The sequence below is a fragment of the Bradyrhizobium sp. 155 genome (genome assembly GCF_023101105.1).
Lineage (GTDB): Bacteria > Pseudomonadota > Alphaproteobacteria > Rhizobiales > Xanthobacteraceae > Bradyrhizobium > Bradyrhizobium canariense_D.
Genome location: NZ_CP064704.1, coordinates 5,472,321 through 5,497,071, shown reverse-complemented (window position 1 = coordinate 5,497,071; position 24,751 = coordinate 5,472,321). Strand labels below are relative to the sequence as shown.

The 24,751-nt window shown below is 64.7% G+C and carries 23 protein-coding genes and 1 pseudogene; 12 read left to right on the top strand and 12 right to left on the bottom strand.

Annotated features, from left to right (window positions below; genetic code table 11):
- Positions 1-7: 7 nt before the first annotated feature.
- Both IVA93_RS26645 and ccoS read left to right on the top strand, forming a co-directional pair.
- The gene (locus IVA93_RS26645; RefSeq protein WP_018457128.1) at positions 8-2,200 is read left to right on the top strand and encodes a cation-translocating P-type ATPase; all 2,193 of its coding nucleotides are present in this window, start codon (positions 8-10) and stop codon (positions 2,198-2,200) included.
- A complete protein-coding gene (ccoS, locus tag IVA93_RS26640; RefSeq protein ID WP_007594007.1) occupies positions 2,200-2,367 on the top strand; it encodes a cbb3-type cytochrome oxidase assembly protein CcoS in 168 nt (55 codons plus the stop codon). Before IVA93_RS26645 ends, ccoS begins: the two co-directional genes overlap by 1 nt.
- Here ccoS and IVA93_RS26635 read toward each other — a convergent pair.
- Together IVA93_RS26635 and IVA93_RS26630 are read right to left on the bottom strand one after the other, a co-directional pair.
- Positions 2,364-3,567, bottom strand: a pseudogene (locus tag IVA93_RS26635) (MFS transporter). The gene ccoS and the pseudogene IVA93_RS26635 overlap by 4 nt on opposite strands.
- A 100-nt stretch (positions 3,568-3,667) precedes the next feature.
- On the bottom strand, positions 3,668-4,150 hold the full coding sequence (locus IVA93_RS26630; RefSeq protein ID WP_018457126.1) for a cupin domain-containing protein: 483 nt from the start codon (positions 4,148-4,150) through the stop codon (positions 3,668-3,670).
- Between the two features lie 242 nt (positions 4,151-4,392).
- On the opposite strand from IVA93_RS26630, the gene IVA93_RS26625 reads away from it, so the two are divergent.
- Together IVA93_RS26625 and IVA93_RS26620 are read left to right on the top strand one after the other, a co-directional pair.
- A complete protein-coding gene (locus tag IVA93_RS26625) occupies positions 4,393-4,677 on the top strand; it encodes a hypothetical protein (RefSeq protein ID WP_018457125.1) in 285 nt (94 codons plus the stop codon).
- 80 nt (positions 4,678-4,757) lie between these two features.
- Positions 4,758-5,474: a peroxiredoxin-like family protein gene (locus IVA93_RS26620; protein WP_018457124.1), complete on the top strand. Its 717-nt coding sequence runs from the start codon at positions 4,758-4,760 to the stop codon at positions 5,472-5,474.
- A 24-nt stretch (positions 5,475-5,498) separates the two neighbouring features.
- Here IVA93_RS26620 and IVA93_RS26615 read toward each other — a convergent pair whose 3' ends face one another.
- On the bottom strand, positions 5,499-6,386 hold the full coding sequence (locus IVA93_RS26615; RefSeq protein ID WP_018457123.1) for a LysR family transcriptional regulator: 888 nt from the start codon (positions 6,384-6,386) through the stop codon (positions 5,499-5,501).
- A 177-nt stretch (positions 6,387-6,563) separates the two neighbouring features.
- Between IVA93_RS26615 and IVA93_RS26610 the strand changes: the two genes are divergently transcribed.
- From IVA93_RS26610 to IVA93_RS26600, 3 genes are all read left to right on the top strand, one after another.
- Complete coding sequence (locus tag IVA93_RS26610) at positions 6,564-7,379, top strand: 3-hydroxybutyrate dehydrogenase (RefSeq protein WP_018457122.1); 816 nt, start codon at positions 6,564-6,566, stop codon at positions 7,377-7,379.
- A gap of 68 nt (positions 7,380-7,447) precedes the next feature.
- Positions 7,448-8,593, top strand: a complete 1,146-nt coding sequence (locus IVA93_RS26605; protein WP_018457121.1) for a patatin-like phospholipase family protein — start codon at positions 7,448-7,450, stop codon at positions 8,591-8,593.
- Positions 8,594-8,629: 36 nt separating this feature from the next.
- Positions 8,630-9,628 (top strand): oxygenase MpaB family protein, encoded by a 999-nt coding sequence (locus tag IVA93_RS26600; protein ID WP_249799825.1) that lies wholly within the window; start codon positions 8,630-8,632, stop codon positions 9,626-9,628.
- Positions 9,629-9,756: 128 nt separating this feature from the next.
- Here IVA93_RS26600 and glgA read toward each other — a convergent pair whose 3' ends face one another.
- Entirely contained in the window at positions 9,757-11,172 is a 1,416-nt protein-coding gene (gene glgA, locus IVA93_RS26595) for a glycogen synthase GlgA (protein ID WP_039799962.1), read from the bottom strand.
- Positions 11,173-11,367: 195 nt separating this feature from the next.
- Here glgA and IVA93_RS26590 point away from each other — a divergent pair, with 195 nt between their 5' ends.
- From IVA93_RS26590 to IVA93_RS26580, 3 genes are all read left to right on the top strand, one after another.
- Complete coding sequence (locus IVA93_RS26590) at positions 11,368-12,564, top strand: CaiB/BaiF CoA transferase family protein (RefSeq protein ID WP_018457118.1); 1,197 nt, start codon at positions 11,368-11,370, stop codon at positions 12,562-12,564.
- A 184-nt stretch (positions 12,565-12,748) separates the two neighbouring features.
- On the top strand, positions 12,749-13,816 hold the full coding sequence (locus tag IVA93_RS26585; protein ID WP_018457117.1) for an alcohol dehydrogenase: 1,068 nt from the start codon (positions 12,749-12,751) through the stop codon (positions 13,814-13,816).
- 127 nt (positions 13,817-13,943) lie between these two features.
- On the top strand, positions 13,944-15,023 hold the full coding sequence (locus IVA93_RS26580) for an isocitrate/isopropylmalate dehydrogenase family protein (protein WP_085362255.1): 1,080 nt from the start codon (positions 13,944-13,946) through the stop codon (positions 15,021-15,023).
- Between the two features lie 33 nt (positions 15,024-15,056).
- On the opposite strand, the gene IVA93_RS26575 is transcribed toward IVA93_RS26580, so the two are convergent.
- The 5 genes from IVA93_RS26575 to IVA93_RS26555 all read right to left on the bottom strand — a co-directional run bounded on the left by IVA93_RS26575 (position 15,057) and on the right by IVA93_RS26555 (position 19,626).
- Positions 15,057-15,341 (bottom strand): hypothetical protein, encoded by a 285-nt coding sequence (locus IVA93_RS26575; protein ID WP_085352111.1) that lies wholly within the window; start codon positions 15,339-15,341, stop codon positions 15,057-15,059.
- 180 nt (positions 15,342-15,521) lie between these two features.
- Positions 15,522-16,343 carry an enoyl-CoA hydratase gene (locus IVA93_RS26570; protein WP_018457114.1) on the bottom strand — a complete coding sequence of 274 codons (822 nt, stop codon included), beginning with the start codon at positions 16,341-16,343 and terminating at the stop codon, positions 15,522-15,524.
- 111 nt (positions 16,344-16,454) lie between these two features.
- Entirely contained in the window at positions 16,455-17,804 is a 1,350-nt protein-coding gene (locus IVA93_RS26565) for a L,D-transpeptidase family protein (RefSeq protein WP_018457113.1), read from the bottom strand.
- Positions 17,805-18,178: 374 nt separating this feature from the next.
- Positions 18,179-18,550: a helix-turn-helix domain-containing protein gene (locus IVA93_RS26560; RefSeq protein ID WP_026233304.1), complete on the bottom strand. Its 372-nt coding sequence runs from the start codon at positions 18,548-18,550 to the stop codon at positions 18,179-18,181.
- A 29-nt stretch (positions 18,551-18,579) separates the two neighbouring features.
- Entirely contained in the window at positions 18,580-19,626 is a 1,047-nt protein-coding gene (locus IVA93_RS26555) for a LysR family transcriptional regulator (protein ID WP_018457111.1), read from the bottom strand.
- A 512-nt stretch (positions 19,627-20,138) separates the two neighbouring features.
- On the opposite strand from IVA93_RS26555, the gene IVA93_RS26550 reads away from it, so the two are divergent.
- Entirely contained in the window at positions 20,139-20,405 is a 267-nt protein-coding gene (locus IVA93_RS26550) for a hypothetical protein (protein WP_018457109.1), read from the top strand.
- A gap of 200 nt (positions 20,406-20,605) precedes the next feature.
- On the top strand, positions 20,606-21,337 hold the full coding sequence (locus tag IVA93_RS26545) for a cytochrome c biogenesis CcdA family protein (RefSeq protein WP_083926459.1): 732 nt from the start codon (positions 20,606-20,608) through the stop codon (positions 21,335-21,337).
- On the opposite strand, the gene IVA93_RS26540 is transcribed toward IVA93_RS26545, so the two are convergent.
- The 3 genes from IVA93_RS26540 to IVA93_RS26530 form a co-directional block, all read right to left on the bottom strand.
- Positions 21,334-22,470, bottom strand: a complete 1,137-nt coding sequence (locus IVA93_RS26540) for a mandelate racemase/muconate lactonizing enzyme family protein (protein ID WP_018457107.1) — start codon at positions 22,468-22,470, stop codon at positions 21,334-21,336. The genes IVA93_RS26545 and IVA93_RS26540 overlap by 4 nt on opposite strands.
- 13 nt (positions 22,471-22,483) lie before the next feature.
- Positions 22,484-23,941, bottom strand: a complete 1,458-nt coding sequence (locus IVA93_RS26535; RefSeq protein WP_039799959.1) for a sensor histidine kinase — start codon at positions 23,939-23,941, stop codon at positions 22,484-22,486.
- Positions 23,942-24,287: 346 nt separating this feature from the next.
- Positions 24,288-24,632 (bottom strand): DUF1236 domain-containing protein, encoded by a 345-nt coding sequence (locus IVA93_RS26530; protein ID WP_018457104.1) that lies wholly within the window; start codon positions 24,630-24,632, stop codon positions 24,288-24,290.
- Between the last annotated feature and the right edge of the window lie 119 nt (positions 24,633-24,751).

Genomic DNA, 24,751 nt, shown 5'->3' with positions numbered 1-24,751 from the left:
TTTTGCCATGCACGTCTCGCGGGACTTTTCGCATTACGTCCGGACTGCGGGCGAGGGCGTCCAGCACATCGATCTCGCGGTCGAGGGCGTGCACTGCGCCGGCTGTATGGCCAAGATCGAGCGCGGGCTGTCCGCGATTCCCGACGTCACGCTGGCGCGCGTGAACCTCACCGACCGGCGCGTTGCGCTGGAATGGAAGGCGGGCAAGCTCGATCCTATCAGCTTCATCGATCGCCTCGAAGAGCTCGGCTACAAGGTCTATCCTTACGAGACCGAGAGCGCGGAGGCGACCGAGGTCGCCGAATCGCGCTTCCTGCTGCGTTGCCTCGGCGTCGCCGCGTTCGCCACCATGAACGTGATGATGCTATCGATCCCGGTGTGGTCCGGCAACGTCTCTGACATGCTGCCGGAGCAGCGCGATTTCTTCCACTGGCTGTCGGCGCTGATCGCGCTGCCGGCGGCGGCCTATGCCGGCCAGCCGTTCTTCCGCTCGGCCTGGCGCGCGCTGTCGGCCAGGACCACCAACATGGACGTGCCGATCTCGATCGGCGTGACGCTGGCGCTCGGCATGTCCGTGGTCGAGACCATCAACCACGCCGAGCACGCCTATTTCGACGCGGCGATCATGCTGCTCACTTTCCTCCTGGTCGGTCGCTTCCTCGACCAGAACATGCGGCGGCGGACCCGCGCGGTCGCGGGCAATCTCGCCGCGCTTAAGGCGGAGACCGCGGCCAAGTTCGTCGGGCCCGACGAGATATCCCAAGTGCCGGTGGCCGCGATCTATCCCGGCGACATCGTGCTGCTGCGGCCCGGCGAGCGCTGCGCGGTCGACGGCACTGTGATCGAGGGCCGTTCCGAGATCGACCAGAGCCTGATCACCGGCGAGACGCTCTATGTCACGGCCGAGCAGGGCACGCCGGTCTATGCGGGATCGATGAACATCTCGGGGACCTTGCGGGTGCGGGTCTCGGCGGCCTCCGAGGCGACGCTGCTCGCCGAGATCACGCGGCTGCTCGACAATGCGCTGCAGGCGCGCTCGCGCTACATGCGGCTCGCAGACCGCGCTTCGCGACTCTACGCGCCGGTGGTGCATGCCACCGCGCTCGTCACCATCCTCGGCTGGGTCATCGCGGGCGCCGGCTGGCATGATGCCATCGTGACCGGCGTCGCGGTGCTGATCATCACCTGTCCCTGCGCGCTCGGGCTCGCCATTCCGACGGTACAGACCGTGGCCTCTGGCGCGATGTTCGAGGCTGGTGTCCTGCTGAATTCCGGCGATGCCATCGAGCGTCTCGCGGAAGCCGATCACGTCGTCTTCGACAAGACCGGCACGCTGACGCTGCCCGATCTCGAAGTGATGAATGCGGCCGATATTCCCGCTGATATCTTCGAGCTTGCCGGACGGCTTGCGCTGTCGAGCCATCATCCAGTCGCCGCCGCGGTCGCGCAGGCCTCTGACGCCAGATCGCCGATCGTCGGCGCGGTCGAGGAGGCCGGCCAGGGCGTGCGTGCTGTGGTCGATGGCATCGAGGTTCGCCTCGGTCGTCCTTCTTTCTGCGGCGCCGAGACGCTGGTCTCGGACGTGACAAATCTGGATCCCGAAGCCTCGGTCGTCGGTTTCAGCAAGGGCAGCGAAAAATTCATCCTCTCCGTGCGCCAGGGCCTCCGCCCCGATGCGCAAGCTGTGATCGCGGCGCTGAAGGCGCGCAATATCGGCATCGAGATTCTCTCCGGCGACCGTGAACCGGCGGTGATCGCGGCGGCCCATGCGCTGGGCATCTCCGAATGGCGAGCCGGCGTGACCCCGGCCGACAAGATCGCGCGGATCGAGGTCCTGAAGCAGCGGGGCATGAAGGTCCTGATGGTCGGCGACGGCATGAACGATGCGCCCTCGCTGGCGGCGGCCCATGTCTCGATATCGCCGATCTCGGCCGCGCATTTGAGCCAAGCGACCGCCGATCTCGTCTTCCTCGGCCGGCCGCTGGCCCCGGTTGTCGCCGCCATCGATGCTTCGCGCAAGGCGCTGCACCTGATGCGGCAGAATCTCTGGCTGGCGATCGGCTACAATTTCCTCGCGGTGCCGGTCGCGATCAGCGGCGTCGTCACGCCGCTGATCGCGGCTGCCGCCATGAGCGGATCGTCGATCCTGGTGATGCTGAATTCGCTGCGTGCGCGCGGCGCCCCGCGGGAGATCGTGTGATGGAAATCCTGGTCATCCTGGTGCCGCTGGCGCTGATGCTCGGTCTCGCCGGTCTGGCCGCATTCCTTTGGTCGCTTCGAAGCGGCCAGTACGACGATCTCGACGGCGCCGCCTGGCGCGCCATCGCCGACGACGAGCCGCCGCAGGAGGCGCCGGCCAAGCGCTAGCGCTTCAAGGCGAGCGTCAGCAGGGCCGCGACAGCGAGCGCCAGGCCCACCCCGGCCAACGCAGGCATGCCAGCCATACGCGTCGAACAGCCGGCCGAGGACGGCGGTGCCGACGAGCCCACCGCAGAAATAGCAGGCGAGATAGGTGCCGCTGGCGATGCCGCGGTTTACAGCCGCAGCCTGTCCGACGAATCCTGTCGCAGCCGCTTGCGCGGAAAAGGTGCCGCTTCCGACCAGAACCATCCCGGCGAGGACCGCGCCCAGGTGCGGGACCAACATCAGCGGCAAGCCGACCCCGGCGATGGCGAGCGAGCCCCAGATCGTCGGACGCGTTCCGAGGCGCGACGCCACTTTGCCAGCCAGCAACGTGGTGACCACCGACGGCAGGAAGACGAAGTAAACGAAGCCGAGGTCCATCATGCTCAGCGACAGCGGTGGTCGAACCAGAACGAAATTGACGAATGTGAAGGTGCCGATGAATGCGAACAGGATGCAGAAGCCGATGCCGTAGGCGGCACGCAGCCGTGCATCCTGCCACTGCGCGATCGTCGCGGCAAACGCCGATGCCGTCGACGTCGTTGCACGCGTCGGCTGTACGCGCGCAATGGTGAAATAGACCAGGGCGGCACCGGCCAGATTGAGGGCCGCGAAGAAGTAGAAATTCCATGCCAGGCCAAGGCTATCGGCGATCGCGGCCGACACCAGCCGGCCGACGAGATTGCTGGCGACGTTTCCTGTGATGTAGGCGGCAAAGGCGCCGCCGGAATCCATTGCGCTGCATTGCTCGCCGAGATGAGCCAATGTCAACGCGAAGGCGGATGCCATGCAGAGGCCCTGCGCGACCCGCAGGCCGGTGAAGACGGCAAGATTGGGCGCAGTCGCCAGCAGGCTCGTCGGAATCGCGAGCAGGGTCAGGCTGAGCAGGATGCCGGTCCGCCTGTCGATGTGCGGGCTGAGAAGGCCGACGACGAGGCCTGCGACAGCCATGCCGAACGTGCTGGCGTTGACGGCCAGGCTCATCGCGGCCGGCGTGACGCCGTAGCGGCGCGTCAGCGAGGGCAGGATCGCCTGCGTCGCGAAGAGATCGACGACCGTCAGGAAGGCAGTGAGGCCGATCACGAGAGAGCGAAGCGCAAGACCTGGTGAATGCGCGTCCATCGTCATCGCGGTTGGTTTGATCGGCGCGGAAAGATCGGTCATGGCAGGCCTCCCTTGTGATGAATGTGGCGCCCGCATGCGGGGCAGCATGGGGATCGCGGGCGCCACATTCCGTCACGCGTGCGCTGGGGTCGCGCACCCGTTACATGTTGTGGTCGTGCGGGTCCTTGCGGACGTCGCCGACATAGAGAATGACCGTTTCCTTGCCGAGGTTCTTCCACCAGTGCGAGGTGCCGGACACCTCCGGGCGGATGTCGCCGGCCTTGTGCACGATCGGATCGACGCAGTTGGAAACGTGTTCGACGATCTCGCCTTGCTGCACGAAGATCAGGGCAGGGCGGTCGTCATGGCTGTGCCAGGGCACGATGCCGCCGGGCTCGATGGTCAGCTTGCGGAAGCGCAGCTCGTGGCCTTCGATATGCGCCGGCTGTTTGCCGAGGTCGATGGCGCCGAGCGTGACGTCGGTGACGCCGACCGGCTTGTAGTCGACCATCTGCTGCGCGTTCGGCTTGATCTTGTCGGCCGGGCATTCGCCGGCGGAGACTGGCTGCGCCGAGAGTGTCAATACGCCGAGGATGGCCAGGCCGGGCCAGACCGCACGCGACAATGTGTGATGCTTGAACATCGGGACGTCTCCTGTGTTGGCCGCAACCGCAATGGTCGCTGGCTCTGTTGGGACTTTCGTCGAGAGGGCGCTCGTTCTGAAATGCTCTTTCGCTCTCGCTGCGATAGACCGGCGCTATCGGGCCCGATAGGCGCTCGCTATCGAACCGATTGGGGATTGGCATTTCCGCTTCCCGAGCGACTGGCGTTCGATGGTGGGGCGCCCGGTTGGCGGGCGTTCACGTCACTCCGGAGGAACATCTCATGACGAAATTGTCCAAGACCTTGATTGCCACGGCTGCGTTCGTGGTCATCGCCACATCGGCCTTCTCGGAAGCCACATGGGACTTCAAGGCCGGCATGGCCTACCTGTATGGCGGACCCGGCAAGATGTCGGCGATGGCCATGGCCCCGGCGGAGAAGAACCACGAGGCCATGATGAAGAACGCCAAGAAAGTCCCCGACAACACCGTCTTCTTCATGGACAACGGATCGCTGTATTCCACCTCGGGGCGGCTGGACCCGACCGGCAATTTCTACGTGAACTGATCGCGTGCGCATGACGGCCGCCCCTTGCGGGCGGCCGGATCGGGCACCTAATATTCGTCCCCTGAACGCTGGAGCGCAAGATGACCTCTCTCTCGCCGGCCGATGCCGAGCGGCTTAAACACGCCTTCCAGCGCTGCCGTGACATGGATGGCACGCTGAACGAGCAACTCCGCGCCTATGCCGACGCCAGCCGCGACGTGTTCCCGGCCTATGGCGAGGCAGTCGACAATCTGGTGACCAGATTGAATGGAAACGGCGGCGGCGAGACCGCGCCGCGTCCGGGCGAGTCGATGCCGCCGTTCATGTTGCCGGACGAGAGCGGGCGTCTCGTCGCGCTGTCCTCACTGCTGGAGAGCGGCCCGGTCGCCGTGATGTTTTTCCGCGGCCATTGGTGTCCCTATTGCCGGCTCAATGTCCGCGCGGTGGTCCAGGCGCTGGACCGCGTCGAGTCCATGGGTGCGCGCATAGTCGCGATCATGCCGGAGACGCAGGAATACACCCAGCAGCTCAAGGCGGAAGCTGGTGCCCCATTTCCGATCCTGACCGACCTCGACAACGGCTATGCGTTGTCGCTCAATCTCGCGATCTGGCTCGGTGCCGAGATCCAGCACCTGTTGTCCTATCAGGACATGGCGAAATTCCACGGCAATGATGGCTGGATGCTGCCGATCCCGGCCGCGTTCGTCGTTGGTCGCGACGGTCTCGTGAAAGCCCGCTTCGTCGATCCGGATTTCCGCAAGCGAATCGAGATCGATGATCTGCTTGAAGCGTTGGAAGGCGCGAGCAGGGAGGCCTGAAAGAGTGAGGAGCGAGCGTGGCTGCTACCCCGCAATCTCCCGCCAATCCGCACCGCGCAACATGCGCATAACGGCATTGGCCACCGCCGTGCGCTGCCGGCCGGCCACCCCGTAGAGGCTGACGGTGCGACGGGCGTCCAGCCCGGCGACCGCAGCGCGCGTCAACGTCTCCGGAACGGGCGAGGTGTGCGGCAGCATGGCGACGCCGATGTCGGCCTCGACCAGTTCGATCAAATCGCGCTCGTTCGAGATTTCGTGACCCTGCTCGATCGCGATGCCGTGCTCGCGCAGGCTCGCCGAGATACGGGCGGAATGCTCGCAAAACGTCCGGCTCAGCAGCTGCTCCGCGCGCAGATCGTCCAGTGCGATGCTGCTGCGGCCGGCCAGGCGATGTCCGTCGCTGACCACGAGCTCGAAGCTCTCGGTGAACAGCGGCCAGACATCGAGCCGCTCCCAGGCCTCGTCGATGTCCGCGGCAATCCCTAGCTCGGCCTCGCCCTTCTTCAGGAACTCGGCCACTTCACGACTCGAGCCGCGCAGGAAGCGGAATTCGAGCCGGTTGAACTGCCGCTTGATCTGGTTGAGATGCGGAATGAGGAGCGACAGGTCGATCGCATGCGTCAGCGCGACGCGGAGCGCGCCGATCTCGCCGCTCCGGAACGAGGAGGCCAGCGATCGGGCGCCGGTGGCCGCTTCGAAACACTGCTTCAGCAGCGGATGCATGCGCTGGCCGAGCTCGGTCAATTGCGCCGCGGGCCGTTCGCGGCGAAACAGATCGCCGCCGAGCTCGGCCTCGAGCTGCTTGATCGCGCGCGTCAGCGAAGGCTGCGTCACGTTGCATTCCTCGGCGGCACGCGTGAAGTTCAAGAGTTGCGCCACCGCGAGGAAATAGCGGACCTGGTGCATTTCCATGGATCGGCTCCCGGCAAGATCAGCCGAAAGCTAGCCGATCGGCGCGGAGAATGACATCCCGACCGCAATAGCGCACAGGCATGGTTTCGGAAGCCAACGGGCATTTCCGTCAAACCCGGCGATGCTTCACAGTCGGCTCAGCACAAGTCGTCATGTCAAAGGAGTTTGCCCGTGAATATGTCCGTCAAGCCGCAGACGTCCGCCTCCCGGGCGCTCGCGGGCAAGGTTGCGCTGGTCACGGGCTCAACCAGTGGCATCGGCCTCGGTATCGCGCGGGCACTTGCCGCGGCCGGCGCCGACATCGTGCTGAACGGCCTTGGTGTGGCGGCCGAGCTCGACCGGACGCGCGAGCAGATCGCGGCGGAGTTCGGCGTCAAGGCAAGGTTTTCGCCGGCCGACATGACCAGACCGAATTCGATCGCCGAAATGATCGCGGCGACGGTTGCGCAGGCCGGCCGCCTGGATATCCTGATCAACAATGCCGGCATCCAGCACGTTGCGCCGCTGGAGCAGTTTCCGGTCGAGAAATGGGACCAGATCCTCGCGATCAATCTGTCGTCGGCCTTCCACACCACGCGGCTCGCGCTGCCCGCAATGCGACAGAACGGGTTCGGGCGGATCATCAACATCGCCTCCGCGCACGGCCTGGTCGCCTCGCCGTTCAAGGCGGCCTACGTCGCCGCCAAGCACGGCATCGTCGGGCTCACCAAGGTGACCGCGCTGGAGACGGCAGAAGAGGGCATTACCTGCAACGCGATCTGTCCCGGCTATGTCTATACGCCACTGGTCGAGGCGCAGATCGATGGGCAGGCCAAGGCGCATGGAATCTCGCGTGACCAGGCGATCCGTGACGTGCTGCTGGCGCAACAGCCGAACAAGCGCTTCTCGACCGTCGAGGAGCTCGGTGCGCTCAGCGTATTTCTGTCCACCAACGCAGCGGCCACGATCACCGGGATTGCGTTGCCCGTGGACGGAGGCTGGACCGCGCATTGAGGCGAGCGCGTAACATAGGATCGCTAGGAGCGAACATGGCAAGGGTACGGGCTCTCAGGGAGCAGAATATGAACGATGTGAAGCGCGATACCAGCGTGTCGAAGGATCTGCCCGGCCAGGTGGTGCTGGTGCTTCAGGGCGGCGGTGCACTCGGATCCTATCAGGCCGGGGTGTACCAGGCGCTGCACGAGGCCGGCATCGAGCCGGACTGGATCATCGGCACCTCGATCGGCGCCATCAATGCGTGGCTCATTGCGGGCAACGCGCCTGACCAGCGGCTGCTGCGCCTGAAGCAGTTCTGGAAACGGATGGAGCAGAATCCGGTCTGGAATCTGCGCACCCCGTTTGCCGGCTTCAATGAAAAGCTCGCCTATTGGTCGACCTTGACCCACGGCATTCCCGGCTTCTTCCGTCCCAATCCATTGGCGCATGCGGGCGATTCCTATCCGCTCGGAGCCGATCACGCCGGCTTCTATTCGACGGCGCCGCTGGAGCGGACGCTGCTCGAGCTTGTCGATTTCGGCCGGATCAACCGCTGCGCGCCACGGTTGACGGTCGGCGCCGCTCACGTCCGCAGCAGCCAGATGCGCTATTTCGACAGCCGCGACGGCGAGCTGACGGTGAAGCATGTCATGGCTTCGGGCGCGCTGCCGCCGGCGTTTCCGGCGGTACGCATCGACGGCGAGCTCTATTGGGACGGCGGCATTCTGTCGAACACGCCGACCGAGGCCGTCTTCGACGACAATCCACGCAAAAATTCGCTGATCCTCGCCGTGCATTTGTGGAATCCCGCCGGCGCAGAGCCGACCACGATGGCGGAGGTGCTGAACCGGCACAAGGATGTGCAATATTCCAGCCGGATCGCGAGCCAGATCACGCGCCAGCAGCAAACCCATCGCCTGCGCCACGTCATTAGCCAGCTCGCCGCGCGACTGCCTGAAAGCGAGCGCAGCAATCCGGCTGTGAGGGAATTGATCGACTACGGCTGCCCGACCAGGATGCATGTCGTGCGCCTGCTTGCGCCGCAGCTCGACCGCGAGAGCCACACCAAGGATATCGACTTCAGTCCGTCCGGCATCATGCGGCGCTGGGATGCCGGCTATTCGCACACAAAGTCAGTGCTTGAGCGAAGGCCGTGGGTTGGCGAGTTCGATCCGCTCGCGAGCGTGGTGCTGCACGAACATATGGACGAGATGCCGATGGCGGCGGAGTAGGGCCGCAAGCGATCGTCCCCTTCATCGAATTGCCACATGCCTTGCGGATTGTCGGTCCTGGTCCGCAATCGAAAGTCCCTGCAGGTGGTGTCCGGGAGCGAACTTGAATCTGCCCTTGATACCGTCCGCGCCAACGCGGCGGGACCGGTCGCCGGCGTGTTCGGCCCTGACACGGTGACCTGGCAAATCGACCGCGAGGCCGTGATCTTTCTCGGCGCCGGCCGGGCGCTGCTCCTTCAACTCGCGCATCCCTGGGTCGCCGCCGCCATCGCCGAGCATTCGAAAACCCTCGCTGATCCGATCGGACGATTTCACCGCACCTTCGACATCGTCTTTGCCATGGTGTTCGGTTCGCTTGACCGCGCGCTGTTGTCGTCGCGGCAATTGCACCGGCGCCACAGCATGATCGTCGGCGAGATGCCCGAGACCGTCGGTCCGTTCGCGGCAGGCTCGCGCTACTGTGCCAACGACATCCCGTCGCTGCGCTGGGTTCATGCCACGCTGGTCGAGACCGCGCTGATGGCGCATGATCTGGTCTTGCCGCCTCTCTCGGCGGACGAACGCGAACGCTACTGGGCCGAGAGTCGGTTGTTCGGTGCGTTGTTCGGGTTGACGGCGCACGATCTGCCGGCGGACTGGTCCGGCTTTGCGGCCTACACCGCGGCAATGACGCAGTCGGATACGCTGACCGTCAGCCCGGCCGCGCGCGATATCGCCGCGCAGATCTTTGGTGGAGCGCGCCCGTGGTTGCGTCCGCCGCGCTGGTATCGCGCGCTCACCGCGAGCCTGCTGCCGGAAAGCTTGCGTGTGGGATTCGGGTTCGAGCTTGACGAGCGTGACACCAGATCCGCCGAGAAGGCGCTGCGATGGATACGGCGGGTCTATCCAAGGTTGCCAGACCGGCTGCGCTATGTCGGTCCCTACCAGGAAGCGCAAGCGCGGCTGCGCGGAGAGCCGCAGCCCGACTGGATGACGCGGTGCCTCAACCGTGCCTGGATCGGACGGTCGCAGATGGATGTGCGCGGGAGGGGGTGAAGTCCTCCGCCGTTGCCACAAACCACCGTCATTGCGAGGAGCTCTTGCGACGAAGCAATCCAGGCTGCTGCCACGGAAAACAGTCTGGATTGCTTCGCTACGCTCGCAATGACGAGGACACGCAGGCCTCACACCGCCGCCAGCTTCCGGTACAGCGCGTTGTAGCTGCCGGCCGGGATGCTCCAGGAGAACGACCGTCCCATCGCACTGCGACGCATGGTGTCGAGCTGGTCCTGCGCCATGAAGGCGGAGAACGCACGGCGGACGCCGCCGAGGAAGGATTCATGCGAAGGTTTTGAGAACAGGAAGCCGGTTTCGCCGTCGGTAATGGTCTCGGCGAGGCCGCCGGTCTGGTGGCCGATCGGCAGCGAGCCGAAGCGCTGGGCGTACATCTGGCTGAGCCCGCAGGGCTCGAAGCGTGACGGCATCAATGTGAAGTCGCTACCGGCGAAGATGCGGCGCGCCTGGGCCTCGTTGAAGCCGATCACGACCCCGATCGCGTCAGGCCGCCGGCGATGCGCGTCGATTAGCGCCTGCTCGAGCGCCGGCTCGCCGGAGCCGGTGACCACGATTTGCCCGCCGGCATCGACGATCTCGTCGGCCGCCGCCAGCACGAGGTCGATGCCCTTCTGGTGCACCAGCCGGGCGACGATGCCGAACATCGGGCCGCGCGACACCGCAAGCCCGAACTGCTTGCGCACGTAATCCGCATTGGCCTTCTTGCCGACCCAGTCGCCGGCGCCGAACTGCTGGGCAAGCTGGGCGCAGGAACGCGGGTCCCAGCTCTCGTCGATGCCGTTGAGGATGCCGGTGAGTTCGGCCGCGTCGGAGCGGACTCGAAGCAGGCCCTCGAGACCGCAGCCGAATTCATCCGTGGTGATCTCCCGCGCATAGGTGCCGCTGACTGTGGTGAGATGCGAGGCGTAGACCAGCCCGGCCTTGAGGAAGGAGAGCTGGTCGTAGAACTCGACGCCGTCGATGTGGAAGGAGCTCTCCGGCGCGCCGATCCGCCGCAGCGAGTCCTTCGGGAAGAGGCCCTGATAGGCGAGGTTGTGAATGGTCAGGATCGACGGCAGCTTGGAGCCGCGCCAGGCGAGGTAGGCCGGCACGAGCGAAGCCTGCCAGTCATTGGCGTGGATCAGGTCTGCTGCCCAATCCTTGTCCAACGTGCCCATCGCCAGCTCAGCGGCGGCCGAGGCAAAGCGCGCGAAACGGATGTCGTTGTCGGGCCAGTCGCGCCCGGACTCGTCACCATAGGGGTTGCCGGGCCGGTCGTAGAGTTGCGAGCACAACAGCACATAGACCGGCAGGCCGTCCTTGGTCGCGGCGCGGCCGAGCGAGCAGGCCGGCATCTCCGCGAACGCCGGACAGCGGCCAACGACCTGGATATGCGTGAGTTGTTCGATGATGTCGCGATAGCCGGGCAACATGACCCGGATGTCGGCGAAAGGACGAAGGGCTCGGGGGAGTGCAGCGGAAACGGCTCCAAGTCCGCCGACGCGGACAAAGTCGTCCATTTCTGTCGTAACGAACAAGACCCTCAAGAACTGCTGCCCTCTGCCGGAGCCCGATTGCTGCTATGCAAGAACGGGTCCAGTTGCCCTGGAATTCCCAAGCCCGCCCGCGAGACGTGTCTGTTCGGTAAAGACTTTCCTACTCAGCCGCCGCCCTCTAGGGTCGGCGCACCAACAACAGAGAACTTCGATAAGTTCCTAAGTGACTCAAGGACGCAAGCAGGCATGCAGCTATCAGATAAGCATGAGGGGACCACGACAAAGGCCTTCGCCGGCCTCAGGGTCCTGGATTTTTCGACCACCATCGCCGGTCCCCATTGTGCGCGGATGCTCGCCGACATGGGCGCCGAGGTCATCAAGATCGAGACCGACGGCGGTGAGACGATGCGGACCCGGCCGCCGCTGCGCAAGGGCTGCAGCACCGTGTTCGGCCAGCTCAACGTCGGCAAGAAGAGCGTCGTGCTCGACCTCAAGTCCGAGGACGGCAAGGAGGCGGTCCGCCGGCTGGCCGCGACTGCCGACATCCTGGTCGAGAACTTCCGCCCGGGCGTGATGCATCGGCTGCGGCTCGACTATGACAGAATACGCACGGTCAACCCGAAGCTGATCTACTGCTCGATCTCCGGCTACGGCCAGAGCGGCCCGTCGGCCGAGCTGCCGGCCTATGCGCCGGTGATCCATGCAGCCTCGGGCTACGACATGGCGCATCTCGCCTATCAGCCCGGCCGCAGCCGCCCGGATTATTGCGGCATCTACCATGCCGACGTCGTCACCGGCACCTACGGGTTCGGCGCGATCGCGTCGGCGCTCTACCAGCGCACCCTGACTGGGCTCGGCCAGCATATCGACGTTTCCATGCTGGAATCGATGCTGACGCTGACATTGATCGAGTTGCAGAACTCGCAGTTCACCGTGAAGCCGCCGCCGCGCCCGATGTTCGGGCCGACCGAGACGGCGAGCGGTTATGTCATGATCACGGTTGCCAGCGAGAAGACGTTTCAGGGACTGATGGGAGTGATCGGCCGGCCCGAATGGATCTCCGATCCGCGCTTCTCCACCTACGCCGCGCGTCGCGATCATTGGGCCGACTTGATGGACGGTGTAGAGGCCTGGTCGCGGCAGCTCTCGACCGATGTCTGTCTTGTCGCGTTAGGTGCGGCCGGCGTGCCGGCCTCGGCCTACCGCACTGTGTCCGAAGCACTGGCCGATCCGCAGCTCGCGCACCGAGAGGCGCTCTCGTCTGTCGAGGATGAAGGCGGCTCGTTCCAGGTCCTCAATCTGCCGTTCCGGATGACCGGTGCTGATACAACACCGGGCAAGACGATAGCCGTTCTTGGCGAGCACACGGACGGACTGCGCGCGGAGATCGGGCTCACCGACAATGCGCCAATTCCGTCAGGCAAAACAGCCGTGCAAGGCTGAGGGCAAGGCTGACGGCAAGTCTCACGGGAAGTCTGACGGATACCACGCTGTGGCAAGCAATGCGGCGTTGCGCGTGGCCGGCTTGCCATCATCCGTCAGCCTAAATTAGACAGGTCCGAGTTTGTCTCGTCCTGCCGCCCATGCCATGGTGGCGACGACAACAAAAATATCCGAGAGGACGCCAATGAAAAGTTTCAAGGTCGCCGATTTCAAGGCGCCGCTGCAGGAGTTCGACGAGGCCACGCCGCAACCGTCCGGCACGCAGGTGCTGATCAAGGTGAAGGCCGCCGGCGTCTGCCATAGCGACCTTCACATTTGGGAAGGCGGCTACGATCTCGGCCACGGCCGCAAGCCGCTCTCGCTGAAGGACCGCGGCATCAACCTGCCGCTGACCATGGGGCACGAGACGGTCGGCGAGGTGCTCGCCTTCGGCCCGGACGTGAAGTCGTCGGACCAGGGCGACGTGAAGATCGGCGATGTCGGGTTGGTCTATCCCTGGATCGGTTGCGGCAAATGCGCGACCTGTCTCGCCGGTGACGAGAACATGTGCCTGACGCCGCGCTCGCTCGGCGTCTATTGCGACGGCGGCTATTCCGACCACATGCTGGTGCCGCATCCGCGCTATTTGCTCAACCTCAAAGGCCTCGATCCCGCGTCGGCTGCACCCTACGCCTGCTCGGGCGTCACGACCTACAGCGCGCTGAAGAAGCTCGAGCAGCACTTCGACACGCCGATCGTGATGTTCGGCGCCGGCGGACTTGGCCTGATGGCACTGTCGCTGCTGAAGGCGATGGGCGGCAAGGGCGCGATCATGGTCGACATCGACGCGAAGAAACGCGAAGCGGCGGAGCAAGCCGGCGCGCTCGCGACCGTCGATCCCAAGGCGCCCGACGCGCTGGAGCAGCTTGCCAAGAAAGCCGGTGGTCCCATCCGCGCCGTGCTCGATCTCGTCGGAAACGCCGCCACCACGCAACTCGGCTTCGACTGCCTGACCAAGGGCGGCAAGCTCGTCCTCGTCGGCCTGTTCGGCGGCGGTGCGACCTGGGCGCTGCCGCTGATTCCGATCAAGGCGGTGACGATCCAGGGCAGCTATGTCGGCAATTTGCGCGAGACGCAGGAGCTGCTCGACCTCGTGCGAGCGAAGAACATAGCGCCGATCCCCGTGACGCGGCAGCCGCTCGCCAAGGCCAACGACGCGCTGGTGCAACTGCAGCAGGGCGCGGTGGTTGGCCGCACGGTGCTGACGCCGTAACCAACGCTGCTAGTTTGTCGTCATGGTCGGGCTTGACCCGACCATCCACGTCTTGCCATGGAGTTGGTATCGAGGCGTGGATGCCCGGGACGATCCCGGGCATGACGTTGGAGAGAGTAGGAAACCGATGTCCGCAAATAACGCCTTCCACATTGCCGTGCTTGCCGGTGACGGCATCGGTCCCGAAGTCATGGCGCCGGCCATCGAAGTCCTGCGCAAGATCGAGACGAAATCCGGCCTGAGCTTTCGCTTCACCGAGGCGCCGGCGGGCGCCAATCATTATCTCGCCGCCGGCAAGTCGATGCCGGACACCACCATCAAGCTGTGCGAGGAGGCGGACGCGATCCTGCTCGGCGCCTGCGGCCTGCCGTCGGTGCGCTATCCTGACAACACCGAGATCGCGCCGCAGATCGAGCTGCGCTTCATCTTCGATCTCTATGCCGGTGTGCGCCCGGCGCGGCTCATTCCGGGCGTGCCGAGCCCGATCGTCGGCGCCGACCAGCGCGGCATCGATCTCGTCGTGATCAGGGAGTCCACCGAAGGCCTGTTCGCCTCGATGGGCAAGGGCGTCGTCACCCATGAGGAGGCGCGCGAGACCATGCTGATCACGCGCAAGACGTCCGAGCGCCTGTTCGAGTTCTCGTTTCGTCTCGCCGAGCGGCGCAAGGCGCGCGGCAAGCCCGGCGCGCTGGCCTGCGTCGACAAGGCGAACGTGTTCAAGGCCTTTGCGTTCTTCCGCGGCATCTTCGACGAGATCGCCAAGCGTCATCCGGAGGTGAAGACCGACCGGCTCTATGTCGACGCCTGCTCGGCGATGCTGGTGAAGCGTCCCTGGGATTTCGACGTGATGGTGATGGAGAACATGTTCGGCGACATCGTCTCCGACATCACCGCGAGCCTGATCGGCGGCCTCGGCATGGCGCCGTCGGCCGACATCGGCGACAAATACGCCGTGTTCCAGCCGTGCCACGGCACCGCGCCCGACATCATGGGGCAGGGCAAAGCCAATCCCACCGGGATGATCCTGTCGGCTGCAATGATGCTGGACTGGCTCGCCGACAAGCACGGCGTCGAAGGAGCGGCCGAGGCCGGCGAGACCATCGAGCGTGCGGTGGACAAGGTCTATGCCGACGGTCTCAAGCCGATGGAATTTGGTGGCCGCAACGGAACCGCCGACATCACGAAGGCGGTGCTTGCGGCGCTGTAGTCAAGGAAGAGAGGCCTCGCGGCCCCTCGCAATTCACCAGCGACGCCAGTGGCGGTGGCCGCCCCAGCCCCACGGACGGCCGCCGTAGAAGCGTCGCGGGCCGCCGTAAAAACCGTAGGCGCCGTAATAATTCGGACGCCAGAAGCAGCGACCCCAGGGGTTGCAGACCCAGCGCACCTGATCGACGTCGGCTGCCGGGCCGCTCGCGATACGGTCGGCCTGCGGAATGCCGTTCGGCATCGCTGCGAGTGCCTGTCCTGATGCGAGAGCGGCGCCGCCCAGGGCAGCCAGACCAACAACAGCAAATTTCAGTTTCATCGCAATCTCCCTCGTTTGATGGCGAGAGAACTTCCAGCAAATCAGCTGGTTGCTATGGTGTTGCGGGGCCGTGGGAATTTAATCTTCCTGAATGCATGTTCAGTTTGCCCGCCGTCATCGCGAAGAGCCAAGCAGGCAGAGGCACTCTGGATTGTTTCATTTTGCTCGCTGGCGACGGAATCACTGTCCCTGGAACTGCGGCTTGCGCTTCTCCATGAAGGCCTGCCGGCCCTCGCGAAAATCCACGCTGTCCATACAGGCCGTGCCGACCGCCCTGATCGCGTCCATGTCGCGCGCGCTTTCGTCCTTCAACACTTGCGCGATGGTGAGCTTGGCGGCCTTGATCGCGAGCGGCGCATTTTGCGAGATCGTCTCGGCGATGGCCATGGTCTCGCCCCAGAGCTGATCCTCCGGAAGCACGCGCTCGACCAACCCGATGCGCAGCGCTTCCGACGCATCGATGCGCATGCCCGTATACATCAGGAGCCGTGCCCAGGACGGGCCAACCAGCGACACCAAGTGCCGCAAGCCGTCATAGCCATAAGCGATGCCGAGCTTCGCCGCGGGAATGCCGAACTGGCTGCCATGGGAGGCGATGCGGATGTCGGCGAGCATCGCCACCTGCATGCCGCCGCCGAGACAAAAACCCTGGATGCAGGCAATCGTTGGCTTGGGATAATCGGCGAGCAGCGCGCGCTGGGCGGCGCTGCGTTTTGCGTATTCCTCGGAAGCGGCGGCGTTATGGCGCGTCTTCTCGAACTGGCTGATGTCGGCGCCCGACACGAATGCCTTGCCACCGCCGCCGCGCAGGATCACGACGCGCACGGCAGCGTCATCGCGTAAGGCGGTCAGCGCCTCGCCAAATCCCTCCCACATCTCCAGCGACATCGCGTTGCGCTTGTCGGGATTGTTGAACGTGATCACGCCGACGCCACTGGCTGTGTGCTTGAGGATCTTGCCGTCGGCGTAGGGAATTTCGGTCGTGCTGGACATGTCGGACATCGCGGGCGCTTTCGTTGGCGAGGCGCAATGTTCGGCCGGGGCGAGGCCAGGGTCAACCGCGACAACGGACCTGGCTTTGCAGCCGCCTGTGCCGCGATTGCATGGCGCGATCTATCTGGTCATGTGCGCGGTCAGCGGGTGGCTGCCGGCATTGCTGAAGAAGGCCGCCTCTTCGGCGGTCGCCTCCAGCAACTGCTCGTCCTGGTGATAGACGTCGTTGCGGAACTGGACGGTCTGGTCCTTGGTCATCCACGCCGTGAGGTAGATCCAGGCCACCGGCACCTTCTTCGCCATGGCGACGTCGAGATGCTGGCCGCTGGCGATCTCCGCGTCGATCGCGGCGCGGCTCCATTTCGGCTGGTCCTTCAGCAGCCAGGCGGCGAGATCGCGCACATTGTCGACGCGCGAGCAGCCGTGGGAATCGAAGCGGTAATCATCGCTGAACAGATTGCGCTGGTTGGTGTCGTGCATGTAGACCGAATAGGAATTCGGCATGTCGATCTTGACCGCGCCGAGCGCGTTGAACGTGCCGTTGTGCTGGCGCACGGTGAAATTCGGCGTATGCGTGCCCGACCAGTCAACCGAATTCGGGTCGATCGGATTGTCGTGAGCGTCGAGCACCTCCATGTGCATGCGCGACAGATAGGTGGGATCCTTGCGCATATGCGCGGAGATCTCGGTCTTGGCGATCGAGGAGGGCACCGTCCAAGTGGGATTGAGGACGACGCTGCTGATCTGGGCGGTGAGCGTTGGCGAGGGCTTTTCGGTCTTGCCGACGATCACGCGATAGCGCCTTACCACGACGTCGTTCTCGACCGCTTCGGCAAAGGCGGCGGGGATGTTGACCACGACATAGCGCTGGCCGAAGCCGAAATTCATGTTCTCGAGCCGCTGCAGCGAAGCCTCGAGCTGCCGGATGCGGTTCTGCACCGGCACGTTCATCGCCGCGATCGTGCGCGGCGTCATCGTTCCGGTCGGCGCGAGGCCGTGGCGGGCCTGGAAGCGTTTCACGGCGTCGGCGAGATCCTGGTCGAAGGCGCCGCTCGCCTTGTCGGCGGAAAGATCGCCGGAGACGATCAGCCGCTTGCGCAGGAGATCGTCATTGGCGCCCTGGGCGCCGGGCGCGAATTTGGCGTCTGCCGGGATCGTCGGCCAGCCGCCGCGCACGGCCAGATCGGAATAGCTCAGCGCCGCATCCTTGATGCGCTGGGCGGAGCCTTCGTCATAGGTCGGCTCATGCGTCAGCGCGAGCGCTGCGGCCGAACGGCTCTCCGCCGTAGATGCGGCCGCCGGCGCGGCGGTTTTCGGTGCGGCTGCGTGGGCCGGATTGGCGGTGGCCGGCACCGTGCCAGCCGCAGTCGCCGGCTTGGGCCCGGCCTGTCCAATGGTCTCGGTCTGAGCAAGCGCAGAGGCGCTCGCAAGCATGCCGACGGCAATGATTATCGCATGGCGCTTCGACATGTGTCCCATCTTCCCTATGAGAGCGAGGCCCGGACGGGCGCTCGCATCGGCAATTCCCGGTTCGTCGGGCTGATTCGAGAAATCGGCGGGAGGCTAGCGTCTCCCGGTTGCGGCTCCCTCAAGCACGGCGCATCGCGAGCCCCATGCGCAAGGCACGCGGTCTCTGGATCGGGTCGCGACAGGGCAGGAATGGGTTCGCGCAAACCGCGGGCGACGGCGGGAAAAATGGTCAACAAAAAGGGGCGGTCATGCCGCCCCGAGAAGTCCGCGCAAGCGCGGGCCGGATATATCTCGTCCGGGTCTCGTTCAATCCAGCCGCGCCCCGTGACGCGGCGGATTGAACATCGGGCGGAAAGGCACGAACGCCGATCGGCTCAGGCTTCGTTCGCTGCGATCGATTCCATCAGCGAGACGAGCTGACGCTGCACCGTCTGGTCCTTGATCTTGCTGTAGGCGCGCAGCAGGCGGAGGCTGAAGGCCGAGTCCAGGAAGAGCAGGCTCTCGACTTCGCGCGCCTTGTTGTCGCCGTCATAGAAGAAGGTCACGGGCACATCGAGGGCGGTGGCGATCTGCTGAAGCCGGGCCGCGCCGACGCGATTGACGCCCTTCTCGTACTTCTGGACCTGCTGGAAACTGACGCCGAGCTTCTCGCCGAGCTCGGCCTGCGAGACCTTCATCTCGACGCGCCGTAGACGGATTCGCTTGCCCAGCTCAATGTCCGGCTTGCCGGCACTGCGCTGCTTCATTCTCTTCGCCGCTGTCTTCATCTTTTTTCTCATCGGTCTTCGGTTGAAAACCCCCCGAAGAGCTGGGTCAGGGGTTCGCCCATATACTCGTCCTTGAATTCATGCGGGTGCACGAACTCTTCCTTAAACCACGGGAAACGCGCCGGATTGAAGGCTTCGATCAGCCAGTCAATCATGTGCCGTACGCGCGGAATCCGGCCGCTACCAGGATGGTAGGACAACCAGATATCCAGCGGTCTGTTCAGCTCGACCTCCAGTGGAATCAACTTCCCGCCAAGCGCAATGGCGTAGCTCGGGAACACGCCGATTCCGGCGCCATTCGCGACCGCCCAGTAGTTGGCGCTCGAGACGTTGGTCTTCATGACCAGAAGGTCACGTTCCGGAACGCCGGGGAAGAAGCTCTCGAAAGTTTGCTTGGCGGCGAGTTGGTCCGCGAATTGCAGCACCAGGCGGTGCTTGATCAACTCCGCCGCCGAGCGCGGCGCGCCATGTTTTGAAATGTATTTCTCGGAGGCCCAGAACATCAGATGCATGCGGCCGAGCCGCACCAGCTTGACGTCGAGTGCCGAAGGCCGCGACAGGTGAATGGCGACGTCGGCCTCGTGGCGGGAGACGTCGGCCGAACGCATCGCGCAATGCAGATCGACCAGGATCTTCGGATAGGTCTGCTGGAATTCGACCAGTCGCGGGGCGAGCCAGAATGTGCCAAGTCCCTCGGTGACGGCGACGCGGACCTCGCCGGACAGGGCGTTCGCTGTCGAATCGCTGGTGCGCAGCACGTCGAAGGCAGCCGCCTCCATTTGCTCGACGGCGGAGACCACCAGCGCGCCTTCGTCGGTCAGACGGGTGCCGTGGACGTCGCGGGTGAACAACGTGGTGCCGGTCTGGCGTTCGAAATCATCGATCCGGCGGCGAACGGCGTTGATCGACAGCGACAGGCGCTCGGCCGCCGAGCGGAAACTTCCGCATCGGACAACTTCCAGGAAAATGCGCGCCGCATCCCAGTCCGAGAGGCCGCTGACGTTTGTCTTTGGGCGTTCCTCCAGAGGAACGCCCCTTTCCGCCAAGGAGTGCATACAAGTCCCTTCGGGTCGCTAAACTGGCAGAATCTCGGGCAAACCACAACCACGGCGGGTTGGGGAACGACGAGTTTTGAACGTCATCCTTACGCCGCAGGTGGTATTCGGGTGCTGCCAAGCCTAGGAACAAGGGCTAGGAATCGGGCAAACCATCGCCCGTATGAGGGGGTGTGGCGTGAGTTCCGTTGTGAGCCGTGACTTGCCTGCGGGATTGTCGGCATTGTCCGCAATGAACGTCCTTGCGCGAGAGCAGGTGCCTTCCACGATGGATCAATTGCAGCACGCCAGGCGTTTTACGAGCGAGCGTTTTACGATCGAGCGCTTTACGACTGAGCGTTTCGACGGCCGGCGGCGCGACGCGATACGCGCCGGAACCGCGGTTTCAAGGCAGAAACACACTGAAATCATGTTCGGGGGCGTAGCGGCCTCGTGTTATCCTCGACGCTCCATGGGGGCCAAAGGGGTCGTCACAACCACGTCTCACAGGCCGAATTAGCGGAAAGAACGCCGTGTCGCATTCAGACGAACAGTTGCAGTCGGTGCTGGAAACGCTCGAAGAGTGCCGCAGGGTGCTCAACGAGAGCAATAGCCGTGAGTCGGCCGAGCTGCTGTCCATTGTCATCCTGGACGTGCGGATGAAGCTCAAAGGAATTGACAGTGCCGATCTCAAGGCACTGTGCGACGAAATGCTGCGGACGGCCACGAGCGAACCGCAGCCCCCTTCCAAGCAGACGCAGGACCAGCCCCGGCGTCCGCTGCTCCGCGTGGTGAAGTAGCCGCGCCGCCGAGTTTCGCTTTTTGGCGAGATTTGTGCGTGTCCCGGTGCCGCATCTGTGATCACAGACGGCATCGGGAGGAGCCCTGGTTTTGTGCGCCTCTGTTGCGCATTCGCTGGCATCGGCTACACCAGAGCCGGTTCGGCTCCGGGCCGCGCGCATTCCCCGCGCGCCGCATCAGAGATGGTTCCGACTGCATCATGCAAAATGTTTCGATCCCGGCGGCGCTGATTGCCGGCCTCGTCAGCTTCCTCTCCCCGTGCGTCCTGCCGCTGGTCCCGCCCTACCTGATCTATCTGACGGGCGCGACGATCGAGCATGTCGAAAGCGAAGAGCCCGCATCCGCCTCCAAACGCGCCATCATGATGTCGGCACTCCTGTTCGTGCTCGGCTTCTCCACGGTGTTCGTGGCGCTCGGCGCCAGCGCCTCGCTGATCGGGGCGCTGATCCGGGCCTGGTCGGCCGAACTCTCGATCCTCGCCGGCATCGTCATCATCGTCATGGGCCTGCACTTCCTCGGCCTGACGCGCATCGGCCTGTTGATGCGCGAGGGTCGCTTGACCGCGCCCAAGCCCGTCGGCCTTTGGGGCGCTTATGTGATGGGGCTGGCCTTTGCCTTTGGCTGGACGCCCTGCATCGGCCCGATCCTTGCCGCGATCCTCTCGGTCGCCGCGGCCGAAGCCACGGTGACAAAGGGCGCCGTCCTGCTCGCGGTCTATTCGGCCGGGCTCGGCATTCCCTTCCTGATCGCTGCCCTGATGATCGAGCAGTTTTCCACCCTGTTTGCGCGCATGAAGGGCCATCTCGTCAATGTCGAGCGCGCTATGGGCGTCCTGATGGTGATCACCGGTATTGGATTCCTCACCGGCGCGGTCTCGAACGTGAGCATCTGGCTGCTGGAGACGTTTCCGACGTTGCAGACGATCGGTTAGGCCTCCGCATCAAAGCGCGCTAGCGCGGCGCGGTCGATCTCGATACCGAGGCCCGCCCCCTCGGGCACCCGCACGACGCCGCTCGCATGCTCGATCGGCTCCTGCAAAATCGCCTGCCGGATCGGATGTTCAGTGCGGTCGAATTCCAGCATCGGCTCGAGCGGTGACAGCGAAGTCGGCGTTTGCGAGGGCAGCACCGCGAGGAGCTGGAGCGACGCGGCGATCGCGATCCCGGTGCCCCAGACATGCGGATTGTAGCGGATGCCGAACGCCTCGCTCATGTCGGCGATCTTCTTGCATTCGGAGAGACCACCTGCCGCGCAGGTGTCGGGCTGGGCGATGTCAAGTGCGTGCGAGACGAACAACTCGCGGAAGCCGAAGCGCGTGAATTCGCACTCGCCGCCGGCGACCGGAATCGTAAGCGCGGATTTCACCGCGCGATAGCCCGCGATGTCCTCCGGCGGCACCGGCTCCTCGAACCATCCGATGTCATGGCGCTCGATCAGGCGGCCGAGCCGGATCGCCGCGACCGCGTCATAGGCGTGGTTCGCATCGACCATCAGCGCGACATCGGGGCCGATCGCCTCGCGCACCGCGCGGGTGACCGCGGCATCCTCCGCGATTCCGAAACCGACCTTCAGCTTCACGGCGCGGAATCCTTCGGCGGCATAACCCGCCGCTTCCTCCGCCAGATAGTTCAGCGGATCGCCTGACTTGCGCCGGTAGAGACCGGTCGCATAGGCCGCAACCTGCTTGCGCGCGCCGCCGCCGAGAAGCTGATGCACGGGTAGGCCGAAATGCTTGCCCTTGATGTCCCATAGCGCGATGTCGATGCCGCTCATCCCCTGGATCACGACGCCCTTCTGGCCGTGATCCCGCAGGCGCGCATAGACCATCTGCCACAGCACGTCGGTGCGCAACGGATCCTCGCCGATCAGCCACGGAGCGATACTCTGCACCACTGCCGCCGTGATGCGCGCCGGGCCGTAGCATTCACCCCATCCGACAAGACCATTGTCAGTCTCGATCTCGACCAGCATTGCGGTGCGCGTGTCGTACCAGGCGCGCGAATAGGCAAAGGGCTGCGACAGCTTTGCTTCGAGAATGTGCGTGCGAACCCTAGTGATCTTCATTGCCGGCCTCCGTTCATCGCGCCTCGTCCAGCGCGCAAATCACCGTGCAGACCACGCCGCGGGGCAGGAAGTCGACCGTTGCCTCGCCGCCGAGCTGGTCGCGCGCGCTGCGCTCGATCAGGCGCGAGCCGAAGCCGCGTTGCACCGGCGCCGTCACCGGCGGTCCGCCGATCTCGGTCCAGATCAGGCGCAGCCGCGGCTTCGGCGCATCGGCGACGACCTGCCACTCCAGCGTCACCCGGCCGGTCTCGTTGGATAGCGCGCCGTATTTCGCCGCGTTGGTGGCGATCTCGTGCACGATCATCGACAGCACCACGGCGAGCCGCGGCGACAGCGGCACCGCGGGTCCGGCCATGCGGATGCGCTCCGGATTATTCAGCAGGAACGGCTGGAGCGCGCGGGCGATCACGTCCCGCAGCTCGGAGCCCGCCCATTTCTCCTGGCTCAGCAAATTATGCGCCTCGGCCAGCGCGCCGAGCCGGCCCTCGAATTTTACCCGCTCGTCCCGGCTGGCGCTGCGGAAGGTCTGCACCGCGATCGCCTGCATCAACGCGAGCGTGTTCTTGACGCGATGGTTGAGCTCGTCGATCAGGAGATCGTGCAGCATCTCGCCGCGCGCGATCGTGGTCGCCATCCGGACCGCGAAGGTCAGGCCGGTCAGCAGCAGGACGCCGCCGATAAAACTGGTGATCGCGATGTTGCGCCAGAGCGGAGCGATTAGCGAGCTCTCGGCGACGCCGGCCACGATGGTCCAGCCGGTCAGCCGCGACCTCGTATAGACGGTGGACAACGCGACGCCGTCGAGCGAAACCGTCGAGAGTGCGGCTTCCGGCGTGCGCAACATACTCTCGTACAGTGCGCCGGTAGCCCGTTTGCCAAAGATCTCCGTAGGGTTCGGCGTGCGCGCGAACACGATAGCCTTGGTGTCGAGCAGGGAGACCGTCCAATCCCGGTCGGGCCGTTGCTTTTCCACCAGGTCCTGAAAGGTGCTGACCGGCGGGCTGAAGCAGAGGTCGTAGATCACTTCGCCGTCGCGGAGCACCGGAACCTCGACCGTAAGCACCTGCCGGCCGTTGATCGCGCCGGTGAACAGGTCGGAATATTGCGGCGACCTGGTCGCAAACACCCTCTCGATGATCTCAAGATGACCGCGTGGCGGCAGGCTTGCGGTGTCCTCGGTCGCGGAGGAAAACAACAGCCGGCCCTTGCGATCGGAGATCAGCACGAGGCCGCCTTTGCCGTACTGGTCGACGAAGCCGAGCGCGATGCGGCGGAAGCTCTGGAAGTCGTCGTTGCGCAGCGAATTCGTCAGTGCAAGCACCTGCAGGCCGCCGGTCATCCGCTGCACCTCGGAGTCCAGCACGAGGCGCATGCTGCGCACATTCTCCAGCACGCGGCGGGTCGCGTCGTTGCGGTCCTGTTTGTAATTGTAGACGGCAATGCCGACCGCGAAGACGATCAGCGGCAACATCGTTCCCGTCACCAGAAGAGCGAGCCGGACCGGCAAAGTGAGCTTTGACAAACGCGGGCGTCCCGGTTCCAGCGCAGGGGAGCGCCGGATTTATGATTTTGGGAGACCATAGGGGCGGGATTTGCGCTACGCCAATAATTTTTGCGTTCGGACGCGCCGCCCAGGAAGAAGATTTTGCAGCGCGGTCCGCGGCTGCGCCTCAGCTCATGCTGATTGCGGTCAGTAGGAGACACATGGCGTACACGGCCGCCAGGCTGAGCCCGGCGATCCGGGCCTCTCGATGCGATTTCATAATGTCAACTCCCAGAGAGGGAGGCCGCCTCAAGGCGGCCCCCTTACACCTGGATCAATCAATTTCCTGAACGACCGTGCGCGTACCGGGATCGACGAGCATCACGCGATCGCCGGAGTAGACGTAGCGATACTTCGTCAGCGACGGACCCCAGTCTGCGGGAACGGCCTCAAGCTCGACGTCGCTCGGCACCGCCGCACCGACAACGATCTTTTCCTTCGTGGTCACCGGGCGAATGCGATGCTCGGTGACGTAGGATTTGATCTTGGTTCGGTACTGCGGCTCGATCTGGACGGCCGCCGCGTGGCCCGTCCCGGTCGTCGTCACGACGGTCGATTGCGCGAAAGCACCGGTCGACATCAGGACCGCCGCGGCGGAAAGCAGGAACAACTTCTTCATCTCGTTCTCCTCGTTTGAACATGCGCCGCAACAACCCCTCATTGCGGACAGCGTTCCCGGCTCAGGGAACTAATTGCCGCTTTTTCCCGTTTGTAGATGACCGGGCTGACGGCTCGGGC

Excerpts from the sequence above, each read along its gene's own strand:
- IVA93_RS26645 (WP_018457128.1), top strand. The coding sequence starts at position 8 with ATGCACGTCTCGCGGGACTTTTCGCATTACGTCCGGACTGCGGGCGAG.
- ccoS (WP_007594007.1), top strand. The coding sequence starts at position 2,200 with ATGGAAATCCTGGTCATCCTGGTGCCGCTGGCGCTGATGCTCGGTCTC.
- IVA93_RS26630 (WP_018457126.1), bottom strand. The coding sequence starts at position 4,150 with ATGTTCAAGCATCACACATTGTCGCGTGCGGTCTGGCCCGGCCTGGCC.
- IVA93_RS26625 (WP_018457125.1), top strand. The coding sequence starts at position 4,393 with ATGACGAAATTGTCCAAGACCTTGATTGCCACGGCTGCGTTCGTGGTC.
- IVA93_RS26620 (WP_018457124.1), top strand. The coding sequence starts at position 4,758 with ATGACCTCTCTCTCGCCGGCCGATGCCGAGCGGCTTAAACACGCCTTC.
- IVA93_RS26615 (WP_018457123.1), bottom strand. The coding sequence starts at position 6,386 with ATGGAAATGCACCAGGTCCGCTATTTCCTCGCGGTGGCGCAACTCTTG.
- IVA93_RS26610 (WP_018457122.1), top strand. The coding sequence starts at position 6,564 with ATGTCCGTCAAGCCGCAGACGTCCGCCTCCCGGGCGCTCGCGGGCAAG.
- IVA93_RS26605 (WP_018457121.1), top strand. The coding sequence starts at position 7,448 with ATGAACGATGTGAAGCGCGATACCAGCGTGTCGAAGGATCTGCCCGGC.
- IVA93_RS26600 (WP_249799825.1), top strand. The coding sequence starts at position 8,630 with ATGCCTTGCGGATTGTCGGTCCTGGTCCGCAATCGAAAGTCCCTGCAG.
- IVA93_RS26590 (WP_018457118.1), top strand. The coding sequence starts at position 11,368 with ATGCAGCTATCAGATAAGCATGAGGGGACCACGACAAAGGCCTTCGCC.
- IVA93_RS26585 (WP_018457117.1), top strand. The coding sequence starts at position 12,749 with ATGAAAAGTTTCAAGGTCGCCGATTTCAAGGCGCCGCTGCAGGAGTTC.
- IVA93_RS26580 (WP_085362255.1), top strand. The coding sequence starts at position 13,944 with ATGTCCGCAAATAACGCCTTCCACATTGCCGTGCTTGCCGGTGACGGC.
- IVA93_RS26575 (WP_085352111.1), bottom strand. The coding sequence starts at position 15,341 with ATGAAACTGAAATTTGCTGTTGTTGGTCTGGCTGCCCTGGGCGGCGCC.
- IVA93_RS26570 (WP_018457114.1), bottom strand. The coding sequence starts at position 16,343 with ATGTCCGACATGTCCAGCACGACCGAAATTCCCTACGCCGACGGCAAG.
- IVA93_RS26565 (WP_018457113.1), bottom strand. The coding sequence starts at position 17,804 with ATGTCGAAGCGCCATGCGATAATCATTGCCGTCGGCATGCTTGCGAGC.
- IVA93_RS26560 (WP_026233304.1), bottom strand. The coding sequence starts at position 18,550 with ATGAAGCAGCGCAGTGCCGGCAAGCCGGACATTGAGCTGGGCAAGCGA.
- IVA93_RS26555 (WP_018457111.1), bottom strand. The coding sequence starts at position 19,626 with ATGCACTCCTTGGCGGAAAGGGGCGTTCCTCTGGAGGAACGCCCAAAG.
- IVA93_RS26545 (WP_083926459.1), top strand. The coding sequence starts at position 20,606 with ATGCAAAATGTTTCGATCCCGGCGGCGCTGATTGCCGGCCTCGTCAGC.
- IVA93_RS26540 (WP_018457107.1), bottom strand. The coding sequence starts at position 22,470 with ATGAAGATCACTAGGGTTCGCACGCACATTCTCGAAGCAAAGCTGTCG.
- IVA93_RS26535 (WP_039799959.1), bottom strand. The coding sequence starts at position 23,941 with ATGTTGCCGCTGATCGTCTTCGCGGTCGGCATTGCCGTCTACAATTAC.
- IVA93_RS26530 (WP_018457104.1), bottom strand. The coding sequence starts at position 24,632 with ATGAAGAAGTTGTTCCTGCTTTCCGCCGCGGCGGTCCTGATGTCGACC.